Source organism: Pseudomonas sp. P5_B2, from assembly GCF_056400445.1.
The window spans coordinates 1-13075 of sequence record NZ_JBFULH010000094.1 but is presented as its reverse complement, the minus strand read 5'-3'; the positions used below and the strand labels follow the sequence as shown (position 1 = coordinate 13075).

Below are 13075 nucleotides of genomic sequence, written 5' to 3'. Positions count from 1 at the left end.
GAATTAATCGACAGCTACGCAGCCGGACGCAGGCTTCGCCAGCTGCTACAGGGGATCTCGCAACGTTCGGAATACGGTTACAAATCCCTAACACAGGACTTTTCCTGACCAGTGCGTCAGCGCGTAGAATGCGTCGCCTTGCGCATTAACACCTTTGGACGTTTCGCCTTTGAATTCCGTGACTCAACGCCCCACCGCTACCACCCTCACCCGCCCGGCCCGGGTGCGCCTTGAGCTGAAAAACCTGCTCACCTTGGCGCTGCCAATCATGATCGCGCAACTGGCCACTACCGCCATGGGCTTCGTCGATGCGGTGATGGCGGGCCGGGTCGGGCCTCGCGATCTGGCGGCGGTCGCACTGGGCAACTCCATCTGGGTGCCGGTATTTCTGCTGATGACCGGCACCTTGCTGGCCACCACGCCAAAAGTCGCCCAGCGTTTTGGCGCCGGCACCCACAGTGAAATCGGCCCGATAGTGCGTCAGGCACTGTGGCTGGCCCTGGTGGTGGGGTTGATGGCGACCGGCATGCTGTTTAGCGCCGAGCCAATCCTGCACTTCATGAACGTCGATCCGGAATTGATCGGCCCGTGCATGCAATACCTGCACGGCATCGCCAGCGGCTTGCCCGCCGTCGCCTTCTACCATGTGTTGCGCTGTTTCAGCGATGGCCTGGGCCGTACCCGTCCGGCGATGGTGCTTGGCCTGTTCGGGCTGGCGCTGAACATCCCGTTGAATTACATCTTCATCTATGGCCACTTCGGCGTACCCGCCATGGGCGGTGTCGGCTGCGGCTGGGCCACGGCGATAGTGATGTGGGTGATGGCATTGGGCATGGCCGGCTGGGAACGCTGGGCGCCGGCTTACCAATCGAGCCAGTTGTTCAGCCGTTTTGACTGGCCACAGTGGTCGGTGATCAAACGTTTGCTGGGCATCGGCCTGCCAATCGGCATCGCAGTGTTCGCCGAGTCGAGCATCTTTGCGGTGATCGCCCTGTTGATCGGCAGCCTCGGTGCCAACGTAGTGGCCGGACACCAGATTGCCCTGAACTTCAGTTCGCTGGTGTTCATGATCCCTTACTCCCTCGGCATGGCCGTGACCGTGCGAGTCGGCCAGGCACTCGGTCGTCAGGAGCCACGCGAGGCACGATTTGCCGCCGGTGTCGGCATGGGGACGGCACTGGCTTATGCCTGCATTTCCGCGAGCATGATGCTGGTGCTGCGCGAGCACATTGCCGCGATCTACACCGCTGACCCGACGGTGATTCGAGTGGCCGCGATGCTGATCGTGTACTCGGCGCTGTTCCAGTTTTCCGATGCGATTCAGGTGACGGCGGCCGGTGCATTGCGCGGTTACCAGGACACACGAGTGACGATGATCCTGACACTGTTCGCCTACTGGGGGATTGGTTTGCCGGTGGGTTACGCGTTGGGCCTGACCGAATGGTTCGGCGCGCCAAGTGGCCCGAGCGGGCTGTGGCAAGGCTTGATCGTAGGCTTGAGCTGCGCGGCGCTGATGCTGTCGATCCGCCTGGCACGCAGTGCACGCAAGCAGATCCGCATCAGTCATTCGGCCGGTTAAACGAGTTTCTTGCGGATCCAGTACAGGTAGGTGCCCGCCTCTTCGTGCTGCGCCACCAGTTCGTGGTCAAGAAACACGCAGAACTTGGGAATGTCGCGACGGGTCGACGGGTCGGTCGCGATCACCTTGAGCAGGCCGCCGGGTACCAGATCACGGATGTGCTGGTGCAGCATCATGACCGGTTCCGGGCAGTTCAGGCCGGTGGCGTCGAGGGTGCCGYCTACCGGCGTATCAAGCATTTCACTCATGATTAACTCCTGAAACTGGCCGGCGATGCCGGGTGTTCGTTCAACTGTGGCTGATCGTTCCCACGCTCTGCGTGGGAATGCCGCCGGGGACGCTCCGCGTTCCGCCTTTGGATGTGACGCGGAGCGTCRCGGGATGCATTCCCACGCAGAGCGTGGGAACGATCAGTAACATTGGTCCGCGCAAGTCAGCGGGATTTCGGTTTTTTCACGTCCAGTCGGCGCAGGTGGCACGTCACTTCTTCCCGGTCGTGATACAGCTGCTTGCAGCCGATCTCAACCCGAATGCCACGCTCCTTGAAGCCATCGGCGATACGTTCCAGCAAACGCTTCACTTCGGCGTAACGCTGTTTCATCGGCAGTTTGAGGTTGACCACGGCTTCTCGGCAATGGCCCTCGCCAATCCACTCCTCCAGCATTGCAGCGTTACGCGCTGGCTTCTCGACGATGTCGCAGACCATCCAGTCCACTGGCTGCCGGGGCTTGAAGGTAAAACCGTCAGCCATCAAGTGTTGCACCAAACCCGTGTCCATCAGGCTTTCGGCCATCGGGCCGTTGTCGATGGCAGTCACCAGCATGCCGCGATTGACCAATTGCCAGGTCCAGCCGCCGGGTGCAGCGCCCAGGTCAACGCCGGTCATGTCACTGTGCAGACGCTCGTCCCACTGATCACGCGGGATGAAGTGATGCCATGCCTCTTCCAGTTTAAGCGTCGAGCGGCTTGGCGCCTCAYGCGGGAACTTGAGGCGGGGAATGCCCATGGGCCACATCGCCGAGTTATTCGACTCGGCCAGGCCCATGAACACTTCACGACCGCTCTTGAAGGTCAGCAGCAGACGCGGCTTGTGCGCATCTTCAACCAGTTTGCCGGCGGCCATCAGCGCCTTGCGCAGGTGACCTTCAAACTTCTTGCAGAAGTTCGACAGTTCCTTGCCATCGTTGGTGTCGACCATCTCCAGCCACAGGCTGCCGCACAGCGGAAAGTCCGCCATGTGCGCGAGGATCACACTGATGCGGTCGGTTTCCGGCAGATCGATGAAGATCCCGCGCGCCCATTGGCGCGGGAAGATCAGGTCGGCGAAACGCTGCCCACGCATCAGGCGCTCGGCGCCGTCTTCTTCGGTGCAGATGAATTCAGCACAGGCGCTGGCAGTTTTGGCCTTGGCATAACCGGCGACGTTCAGGCGTGCGGCGTGTTCGGCTATCTCGGAACAGACTTCGCCTTCGAAGCCTGGCCGGCAGTGCATAAAGAGGGTATTCATTTTTACTCCTGGGCAGATGGCGAGACATTCAACCACTGCGCGATGCCCAGACTTGCGTTGAAGCAAAGCCTGTCACGAAAACCGGCGCATGATAGCCGAGTTCGCCACGCTGGACTTAACCATAGAGTCCAGTTATTAGCCTTAACGCCCAAACAGAGCTAGGTTAAATGCTCTGTCTGTCCCGCCAGTCCGTAGCCGTGCGGACCAAAAGGAGTCATTTCAATGCCGTCCCTCGATAGCCTGAAAACCCTTAAAACCCTGCAAGTCGACGACAAGACCTACCACTATTTCAGTCTGCCCGACGCCGCCAAGAGCCTCGGTGATCTCGACCTATTGCCCATGTCGTTGAAAGTGCTGCTGGAAAACCTGCTGCGCTGGGAAGACGAAAAAACCGTTACCGGCGCCGACCTCAAGGCGATTGCCGCGTGGCTCAAGGAGCGTCGCTCCGACCGAGAGATTCAGTACCGCCCCGCTCGCGTATTAATGCAGGACTTTACCGGCGTTCCTGCCGTGGTCGACCTGGCCGCCATGCGTGCCGCCATGGCCAAGGCCGGTGGTGACCCGCAACGTATCAACCCGCTCTCCCCGGTGGATTTAGTGATCGACCATTCGGTGATGGTCGACAAATTCGCCAGCAGCCAGGCTTTTGAGCAGAACGTCGACATCGAAATGCAGCGCAACGGTGAGCGTTACGCGTTCTTGCGCTGGGGCCAGAACGCCTTCCATAACTTCAGCGTCGTGCCGCCGGGTACCGGGATTTGCCATCAGGTCAACCTTGAATACCTGGGCCGCACGGTCTGGACCAAAGACGAGGATGGCCGCACTTATGCGTTTCCCGACACTCTGGTCGGCACCGACTCCCACACCACCATGATCAACGGCCTTGGCGTGCTCGGCTGGGGTGTCGGCGGGATCGAAGCGGAAGCGGCGATGCTCGGTCAGCCGGTGTCGATGCTGATCCCTGAAGTGATCGGCTTCAAACTCACCGGCAAACTCAAGGAAGGCATCACCGCCACCGACCTCGTGCTGACTGTCACGCAAATGCTGCGCAAGAAAGGCGTGGTCGGTAAATTCGTCGAGTTCTACGGCGACGGCCTCGCCGACCTGCCGCTGGCTGACCGCGCGACCATCGCCAACATGGCCCCGGAATACGGCGCCACCTGCGGCTTCTTCCCGGTGGACGACGTGACGCTGGAGTATTTGCGCCTGTCCGGCCGGCCGGTCGAAGTGGTGAAACTGGTCGAGGCCTATACCAAAGCCCAGGGTCTGTGGCGCTTGCCGGGCAAGGAACCGGTGTTTACCGACAGCCTCGCACTGGACATGACCAGCGTCGAAGCCAGCCTCGCGGGCCCAAAACGCCCACAGGATCGCGTTTCCCTGCCCAATGTCGCGCAGGCGTTCTCTGACTTCATCGACTTGCAATTCAAACCCACCAGCAAGGAAGAAGGCCGCCTCGAAAGCGAGGGTGGCGGCGGTGTCGCGGTGGGCAATGCCGATCTGGCCGGTGAAGCAGACTACGAACATGGCGGCCAGACCTATCGCCTGAAAAACGGCGCAGTGGTGATTGCCGCTATCACATCCTGCACCAACACCTCCAACCCGAGCGTGATGATGGCGGCGGGGCTGGTGGCGAAAAAGGCTGTAGAGAAAGGCCTGAAACGCAAACCTTGGGTCAAGACGTCGCTGGCACCCGGTTCGAAAGTAGTGACCGACTATTACAAGGCGGCCGGATTGACTCAGTACCTTGATGAACTCGGCTTTGCCTTGGTCGGCTACGGCTGCACCACCTGCATCGGCAACTCCGGGCCTTTGCCGGAACCCATCGAAAAAGCCATCCAGGCCGCCGACCTGACCGTTGCCTCGGTCTTGTCGGGCAACCGCAATTTTGAAGGCCGTGTGCATCCGCTGGTGAAAACCAACTGGCTGGCCTCCCCGCCCCTGGTTGTCGCCTATGCGCTGGCGGGCACGGTGCGCATCGACATCAGCAGTGAACCTCTGGGCAACGACAAGGAGGGCAACCCGGTGTACTTGCGCGACATCTGGCCGAGCAGCAAGGAAATCGCCGACTCGGTGAGTCAGGTCAACACCGCGATGTTCCACAAGGAATACGCCGAAGTGTTTGTCGGCGACGAACAATGGCAGGCTATCCAGGTGCCGCAAGCGGCGACTTATGTATGGCAAGACGATTCGACCTACATCCAGCACCCGCCGTTCTTCGATGACATCGGCGGTCCGCCCCCCGTGGTCAAGGACGTCGTCGGGGCCAGGGTGCTAGCGCTGCTGGGCGACTCGGTGACCACCGACCACATCTCCCCCGCCGGCAACATCAAGGTCGACAGCCCGGCCGGCCAGTACTTGCGCGACAAAGGGGTGGAACCGCGCGACTTCAACTCCTACGGCTCACGTCGTGGCAACCATGAAGTGATGATGCGCGGCACCTTTGCCAATATCCGAATCCGCAACGAAATGCTCGGCGGCGAAGAAGGCGGCAACACCTTCTATATTCCCACTATGGAGAAAATGCCGATCTACGACGCCGCCATGCGTTATCAAACATCGGGCACACCGCTGGTAGTAATCGCCGGCCAGGAATACGGCACCGGATCAAGCCGTGATTGGGCGGCCAAGGGCACCAATTTGCTGGGCGTGAAAGCCGTCATCGCCGAAAGCTTCGAACGGATTCACCGCTCGAATCTGGTCGGCATGGGCGTGTTGCCGCTGCAGTTCAAACTGGATCAGAACCGCAAAAGCCTGAACTTGACCGGCAAGGAAACGCTGGACATCCTCGGCTTGACCGGCGTTGAGCTGAAGCCACGGATGAACCTGACGCTGGCCATCACTCGTGCAGATGGCAACCGCGAGAAAATCGAGGTGTTGTGCCGGATCGATACGCTCAATGAAGTGGAATACTTCAAGTCAGGCGGGATCCTGCATTACGTGTTGCGGCAGCTGATTGCGTCCTGACACTTGTAGGAGCTGACTTGCCAGCGAAGGCGGCCGCGCGACGTGCAGCGGCAATGAGGACCCCTTTGCCGGCAAGCCGGCTCCTACGGGTTTTTTATCGTCCACAAAATCATGGTGAGTATGGATTTTTCAATCCTGAAATGCTCAACCCAACCATTGATAAAAGTTACAACAACCATAAGAGTAAAAAGTCAGATCCTTCATTGCTGACTCACGGGCATTTCTGTCTAAATGCTCAGCACAAGGTGGCCTCGCCAGTCAACAAGGATGACCCATGCTCGTACTGCCCTGGCCGTACCTGACCCTGCTCTCCGCCGGCTATGTCCTGGCAATCAGCTACGGGCAACTGACGGCACAGGCGAGCATTGCAATCATCCTGCTGCTGCTTGCGGGTCTTGCCGTACGGCAACACCACTACCGCTACGGCCGCTATGTCGGTCATATCCTGTTCATCCTCTTGGCACTCGCTTTGGCACTTCATTGGTGGCCGGGGTTTTACAACGCCAGGATGATCGACAACGAGCGATTTACCGAGGACGCCGTGCCGTTCTCGATGAACCTCAACCTCGACAAACCGTTGATAGGTTTCTGGCTGCTACTCGTTTGCCCTTGGATCGCCGCCCCCCGTTCGTTGACACAGACATTAAAAACCATCGCACTGGCCATCAGCCTGACGGCGCTCACCACGCTCGGCGGAGCCTGGCTGCTGGGGATCGTCGAGTGGTCACCAAAATGGCCGGAGCAGTCGTGGCTGTGGATAAACAACAATCTGCTGCTGGTGACATTAGTAGAAGAGGCCCTGTTTCGCGGCTACCTGCAAGGAGGCCTGACCCGGCGCTTCCAACACCTGGCCTATGGCGAATACCTTGCCCTGCTGATCGCTTCGCTCCTGTTCGGGCTGGCCCATTGGGGTGCGGGCTGGGAATGGGTATTGTTGGCAAGCCTGGCCGGTGCCGGCTATGGACTGGCCTATCGCTTCGGCGGTTTGGCGGCGGCCATCGCCACCCACTTCGGCCTGAATCTGTTGCACTTCGCGTTGTTCACTTATCCGATGCTCGCGCGCTAACGGCCCTGTTCGTTTTGTGATGCACTGCTGATTATTGAAAAATAATTTCAACTAATGCCTRAAGCCGCCGAGAACCTTTCAAAGCCCTGCGGATAGAAATAGCCATGCGTAACAACCAGCCCATCACCCAGCGCGAACGAACCTTCCCGGCTCAGCAACGGTTGATTTCCACCACCGACGCCAAGGGCGTGATCACCTACTGCAACGACGCGTTTGTCGAGATCAGCGGTTTTTCTCGTGAGGAACTGATCCGTGCACCGCATAACCTGGTCCGTCACCCCGACGTCCCGGTGGCGGTGTTCGCGCATATGTGGGGCATGCTGAAACAAGGCTTGCCATGGATGGGCATCGTCAAGAATCGCTGCAAAAACGGTGATCATTATTGGGTGAACGCCTACGTGACACCGGTTTTCGATGGCAACCAGGTGATCGGTTACGAGTCGGTGCGAATCAAACCCACCGCCGAACAGATTCAGCGTGCCGAAGCACTTTACCAACGCATCAACCAAGGCAAGTCCGCCATTCCATCGACTGATAAATGGTTGCCGGTGCTTCAAGACTGGCTGCCGTTCATTTTGGTCAGTCAGGTGAGTTTCATGGTCGGTGCTTCGCTATCGTCCCAATGGGGCTTTGCCCTGGCCGCCGGCCTGTCGGTGCCGTTGGGCCTGATGGGCTTGAGCTGGCAACAACGCGGGCTCAAGCGCCTGCTGCGCCTGGCCGAACAAACCACGTCCGACCCGCTGATCGCGCAGATGTACACCGACAGCCGTGGCGCGCAGGCGCAACTGGAAATGTCGATCCTTAGCCAGGAAGCCCGCCTGAAAACCTGCCTGACCCGCCTGCAGGACACCGCCGAGCACCTGAGCGAGCAAGCGAAGCAGTCCGACGCCCTGGCGCACAACAGTTCCAGCGGCCTGGAACGTCAGCGCGTCGAAACCGAACAAGTAGCCACAGCCGTCAACCAGATGGCCGCGACCACTCAGGAAGTCGCCAGCCACGTACAACGCACCGCCGACGCCACCCAGGAAGCCAACCGTCTGACCGGTCGCGGTCGTGATATCGCCGGGGAAACCCGCGACGCCATTCAGCGTCTGTCGGTGGTGGTGGGTGAAACCGRCCAGACCGTGACCCAACTGGCCAAGGACAGCGACGAAATCGGCGGCGTGGTCGATGTGATCAAAGGCATCGCCGACCAGACCAACTTGCTGGCCTTGAACGCCGCCATCGAAGCGGCCCGTGCCGGTGAGATGGGCCGTGGCTTTGCGGTGGTGGCAGACGAAGTTCGCCAACTGGCGCAACGCACCAGCGAATCCACCGGGCAGATCCATGCCCTGATCGCCAAACTGCAGCAAACAGCGAGCACCGCGGTACAAACCATGGAAGCCGGGCATCGTCAGGCAGAAGAAGGCGTGGCGCGGGTACTGGAAGCGGATCAGGCGCTGGTGGGAATCAGCGAAGCGGTGGCCAACATCACCGACATGACCACACAGATAGCGGCGGCGACCRAAGAGCAAAGTGCAGTGGCCGAGGAAATCAGCCGCAACATCAGCAACATCTCGCATTTGGCGGATCTGACGTCGGAACAGGCCCATCATTCGGCGTTGTTGAGTGAAGAACTGACGAAGACCGCGAATACCCAGTATTCGTTGGTGGAGCGGTTTAACCGCTGATGGGACGCAGAGCGTCCCCGGCTTCATTCCCACGCAGAGCGTGGGAACGATCACCCGGACAGCGAAAGCTTCCGGGTTTTTTGTTGCCGATCTGAAAGTCATGTTGCCTGTCAGGTCGGGACAGGCACTGCAAAACTCACTGAACGAATGAAGCAACCTTCTGCGCCGCAGCCGCCAGATGCTGCTCATGCGTAAACCCCGAAGCCTTCAGCGGCTTCAAATCATGATCCCCCGCCACCAACCAGAACACCTCGATACTCGGTGACAAGGTGTAAGCCTCGACCGCCTCACGATTGCCCAATGCATCGCGCTCACCCTGRACAATCAACGTCCGCGTCTTCAGCCCGGCCAGATGCTCAACCCGAGGTTTTTGCGGTTTGCCGACGGCATAAAACGGATACCCCAGACATACCAGCGCATCAGCGCCCAACTCATCCGCCAACAAACTCGCCATCCGTCCGCCCATGGACTTGCCACCGACGGCCAGAGGCCCATTGACATGGCGTCGCACCTGGGCATACACCTCTCGCCAGCATTCCAGCAGTTTCGGGGCTGGATTGGGTGGGCGTTTACCCCCATCGACGCGCCGTTGCGCCATGTACGCAAACTCGAAGCGCACCACGTTGACGCCTTGATCGGCAAGGCGTGCAGCCATGTCGTTCATCCAGCCACTGTCCATCGGCGCGCCGGCGCCGTGGGCGAGGATCAGTGTCGCCGAAGCTGGCGCCGAGGCTGCATTCCACAGCCATCCGTGATCCCGCACGCACTGCGCCCATTGATCCCCGTCAATACTGGCCTTGTGCTGTTTGTCCATGCTTGTCTCGCTTTTAGTCTGCCAATAACTCCAGGCGAAGGAAGCGTCTGCCTTGCGCGACTTACTCGCAAAGGCGGGCCTTCACTTCGGCTGAACCGTGGATGGGGAACCATGAACACTTCTATCAGTACCGCCTACAACTACAAGGTGGTCCGCCAATTCGCCATTATGACGGTGGTGTGGGGCATCGTCGGTATGGGGCTCGGGGTTTTTCTCGCGGCCCAGTTGGTCTGGCCCGAACTCAACTTCAATTTGCCGTGGACCAGTTTCGGGCGGTTGCGCCCCTTGCACACCAACGCCGTGATCTTCGCGTTCGGCGGTTGTGCCCTGTTCGCCAGTTCGTTTTATTCGGTGCAACGCACCTGTCAAACCCAACTGTTTGCACCAAAAATCGCCGCATTCTGTTTCTGGGGCTGGCAACTGGTGATCCTGTTGGCGGCCATCACCTTGCCCCTGGGTTACACCAGTTCCAAGGAGTACGCCGAGCTGGAGTGGCCGATAGACATTCTGATCACCATCGTCTGGGTTGCCTACGCCATCGTGTTTTTCGGCACGATCATGCAACGCAAGACCAAACACATCTATGTCGGCAACTGGTTCTTCGGTGCGTTCATCGTCACCGTGGCGATTCTGCACATCGTCAACAACATTGAGCTGCCGGTTAGTTTCACCAAGTCCTACTCGGTGTATGCCGGGGCAACCGATGCCATGGTGCAGTGGTGGTACGGCCACAACGCCGTGGGCTTTTTCCTCACCGCCGGTTTCCTCGGGATGATGTACTACTTCGTGCCCAAGCAAGCCGAGCGGCCGGTGTATTCCTATCGCCTGTCCATCGTGCACTTCTGGGCGCTGATCACCCTGTACATCTGGGCCGGTCCGCACCACTTGCACTACACCGCGCTGCCGGACTGGGCACAGTCGCTGGGCATGGTGATGTCCTTGATCCTGCTGGCACCAAGCTGGGGCGGGATGATCAACGGCATGATGACGCTCTCGGGCGCCTGGCATAAGTTGCGCAGCGACCCGATCCTGCGCTTCCTCGTGGTATCGCTTGCGTTCTACGGCATGTCGACCTTCGAAGGCCCGATGATGGCCATCAAAACGGTCAACGCCCTCTCCCACTACACCGACTGGACCATCGGCCACGTTCACGCAGGGGCACTCGGCTGGGTGGCGATGATTTCCATCGGCGCGCTGTATCACATGATCCCGAAAGTCTTTGGCCGCGAGCAGATGTACAGCGTCGGCCTGATCAACGCGCACTTCTGGCTCGCGACCATCGGCACCGTGCTGTACATCGCGTCCATGTGGGTCAACGGCATCGCCCAGGGCCTGATGTGGCGTGCGGTCAACGCAGACGGCACGCTGACCTACTCCTTCGTCGAAACCCTGGTGGCCAGCCACCCAGGCTTCATCGTGCGGCTGGTGGGTGGGGCGATCTTCCTCAGCGGGATGTTCCTGATGGCTTACAACACCTGGCGCACCGTGCAGGCCTCGCAGCCTGCCGACATCGCCGCTGCCGCGCAGATGGCTTGAGGAGTCCGCCATGAAACACGAATCAATCGAAAAAAACGTCGGCCTGTTGTTGCTGTTGATGGTGCTGGCCGTGAGCATCGGTGGCCTGACCCAGATCGTCCCGCTGTTCTTTCAGGACGTGACCAACAAACCGGTGGAAGGCATGAAGCCCTACACCGCGCTGCAACTGGAAGGTCGCGACATTTACATCCGCGAAGGCTGCGTCGGTTGCCACTCGCAAATGATCCGTCCATTCCGTGCCGAGACCGAACGCTACGGCCACTACTCGGTCGCCGGGGAAAGCGTCTGGGATCACCCGTTCCTGTGGGGCTCGAAACGTACCGGGCCAGATCTGGCACGGGTCGGCGGTCGCTATTCGGAAGACTGGCACCGCGCGCATTTGTACAACCCGCGCAACGTGGTGCCGGAATCGAAAATGCCTGCCTACCCATGGTTGGTGGCCAACCCGCTCGACAGCAGCCACACCGAAACCAAGATCCGCGCCATGCGCACCCTTGGCGTGCCATACACCGAGGACGACATCGCCGGTGCAGTCGCCTCGCTCAAGGGCAAAACCGAAATGGACGCCTTGGTCGCCTACCTGCAAGTGCTTGGCACTGCCATCAAGAGCAAGAGGTGAGCCATGATCGTTGAAATAAGCAGTGGAATGATCCGCGGCCTGGGCACGGTCGTGGTGTTTGTGGCCTTCGTCGGCCTGACGCTGTGGGTGTTCAACAGCAAGCGCACGCCGGAATTCGCCGAAGCGCGCCTGTTGCCATTCGCCGACGAGCCCCAACCCGACACCACCCAAGAACCTGCAACAAGGAGTACCCGGCCATGACCACCTTCTGGAGTACGTGGATCTGCGTACTGACCATTGGCAGCCTGATCTTCCTGACCTGGCTGCTGATCACCACCCGTAAGGGCGAAACCAAGGGCAGCGTCGACCAGACCATGGGCCACAGCTTCGACGGCATCGAGGAGTACGACAACCCGTTGCCGCGTTGGTGGTTCCTGCTGTTTATCGGCACGCTAGTGTTTGGCGCAGGTTATCTGATCCTTTATCCGGGCCTGGGCAACTGGAAAGGCATTTTGCCAGGCTATGAAAACGGCTGGACCGGCGCCCATGAATGGGAAAAGGAGATGGAAAAGGCCGACGCCAAGTTTGGGCCGATCTTCGCCAAATTTGCGGCGATGCCAGTAGAAGAAGTAGCGAAGGACCCGCAAGCGTTGAAAATGGGGGGCCGGCTGTTTGCGTCCAACTGTTCGGTCTGCCACGGCTCGGATGCCAAGGGCGCGTTTGGCTTCCCGAATCTGGCGGACAGCAATTGGCGCTGGGGCGGTGACGCCCAGATGATCAAAACCACGATCATGAGCGGTCGCATGGCGGCGATGCCGGCCTGGGGTGAAATCCTCGGTGAGGCCGGCGTGAAAAATGTCGCGGCGTACGTGCGCCATGACCTGGCCGGCCTGCCGTTGCCTGCCGACAGCGGCACCGACCTGCAAGCCGGACAACAAGCGTTCAACACCACCTGCGCAGCCTGTCATGGGGCAAACGGCCAGGGCACTGAAGCCATGGGCGCGCCGAATCTGACGCACCCGGCCGGTTTTATTTACGGTACGAGCCTGGCGCAACTGCAGCAGACCATCCGCCATGGTCGCCAGGGCCATATGCCGGCGCAGAATGAATTGCTCGGCAACGACAAAGTGCAGCTGCTCGCGGCTTACGTGTACAGCCTGTCGAAAGGTGATGAGCAGTTGAGCGACAAGCAGCAAGCTACAAGCAGCAAGTAAAGGCAAAAGCAAAAGCAAAAGCTGCAAGCGACGAGATTCCCTCTTGCAGCTTGCAGCTTGAAGCTTGCCGCTGCCCCTTTGCGACCCATTGTCGCACCCTCCCTTGCTCTTTCTTTCGGTTCACCAGATTCGGGTCTAAGCTTGCTCGATGCGGACTGGCATGAGC

11 protein-coding genes are annotated in these 13075 nt (G+C 59.8%); 8 read left to right on the top strand and 3 right to left on the bottom strand.

What is annotated here, in order from left to right; translation table 11 throughout:
- Positions 1-169 precede the first annotated feature (169 nt).
- The gene (locus tag AC1DRJ_RS11070) at positions 170-1579 is read left to right on the top strand and encodes an MATE family efflux transporter (protein ID WP_477802168.1); all 1410 of its coding nucleotides are present in this window, start codon (positions 170-172) and stop codon (positions 1577-1579) included.
- Here the strand turns inward: AC1DRJ_RS11070 and tusA are convergent.
- Both tusA and rlmM read right to left on the bottom strand, forming a co-directional pair.
- Positions 1576-1827: a sulfurtransferase TusA gene (gene tusA / locus AC1DRJ_RS11065; protein WP_477802167.1), complete on the bottom strand. Its 252-nt coding sequence runs from the start codon at positions 1825-1827 to the stop codon at positions 1576-1578. The genes AC1DRJ_RS11070 and tusA overlap by 4 nt on opposite strands.
- Positions 1828-2012: 185 nt before the next feature.
- Positions 2013-3086, bottom strand: a complete 1074-nt coding sequence (rlmM, locus tag AC1DRJ_RS11060; RefSeq protein ID WP_477802166.1) for a 23S rRNA (cytidine(2498)-2'-O)-methyltransferase RlmM — start codon at positions 3084-3086, stop codon at positions 2013-2015.
- Positions 3087-3308: 222 nt separating this feature from the next.
- On the opposite strand from rlmM, the gene acnA reads away from it, so the two are divergent.
- The 3 genes from acnA (at position 3309) to AC1DRJ_RS11045 (ending at position 8786) form a co-directional block, all read left to right on the top strand.
- Entirely contained in the window at positions 3309-6050 is a 2742-nt protein-coding gene (acnA, locus tag AC1DRJ_RS11055) for an aconitate hydratase AcnA (RefSeq protein WP_477802165.1), read from the top strand.
- A 274-nt stretch (positions 6051-6324) separates the two neighbouring features.
- The gene (locus tag AC1DRJ_RS11050) at positions 6325-7116 is read left to right on the top strand and encodes a lysostaphin resistance A-like protein (protein ID WP_477802164.1); all 792 of its coding nucleotides are present in this window, start codon (positions 6325-6327) and stop codon (positions 7114-7116) included.
- Positions 7117-7220: 104 nt separating this feature from the next.
- The gene (locus AC1DRJ_RS11045; RefSeq protein WP_477802163.1) at positions 7221-8786 is read left to right on the top strand and encodes a methyl-accepting chemotaxis protein; all 1566 of its coding nucleotides are present in this window, start codon (positions 7221-7223) and stop codon (positions 8784-8786) included.
- A gap of 136 nt (positions 8787-8922) precedes the next feature.
- On the opposite strand, the gene AC1DRJ_RS11040 is transcribed toward AC1DRJ_RS11045, so the two are convergent.
- A complete protein-coding gene (locus AC1DRJ_RS11040; RefSeq protein ID WP_477802162.1) occupies positions 8923-9600 on the bottom strand; it encodes an alpha/beta family hydrolase in 678 nt (225 codons plus the stop codon).
- Positions 9601-9711: 111 nt separating this feature from the next.
- Between AC1DRJ_RS11040 and ccoN the strand changes: the two genes are divergently transcribed.
- The 4 genes from ccoN to ccoP are packed head-to-tail and all read left to right on the top strand — an operon-like array spanning position 9712 to position 12909.
- Positions 9712-11136, top strand: a complete 1425-nt coding sequence (ccoN, locus tag AC1DRJ_RS11035) for a cytochrome-c oxidase, cbb3-type subunit I (RefSeq protein ID WP_477802161.1) — start codon at positions 9712-9714, stop codon at positions 11134-11136.
- Between the two features lie 10 nt (positions 11137-11146).
- On the top strand, positions 11147-11755 hold the full coding sequence (gene ccoO, locus AC1DRJ_RS11030; protein ID WP_150778731.1) for a cytochrome-c oxidase, cbb3-type subunit II: 609 nt from the start codon (positions 11147-11149) through the stop codon (positions 11753-11755).
- Positions 11756-11758: 3 nt separating this feature from the next.
- Positions 11759-11956, top strand: a complete 198-nt coding sequence (locus AC1DRJ_RS11025; protein ID WP_477802160.1) for a cbb3-type cytochrome oxidase subunit 3 — start codon at positions 11759-11761, stop codon at positions 11954-11956.
- Positions 11953-12909 carry a cytochrome-c oxidase, cbb3-type subunit III gene (gene ccoP, locus AC1DRJ_RS11020; RefSeq protein WP_477802159.1) on the top strand — a complete coding sequence of 319 codons (957 nt, stop codon included), beginning with the start codon at positions 11953-11955 and terminating at the stop codon, positions 12907-12909. The genes AC1DRJ_RS11025 and ccoP overlap by 4 nt, the downstream gene beginning before the upstream one ends.
- Positions 12910-13075: the final 166 nt, after the last annotated feature.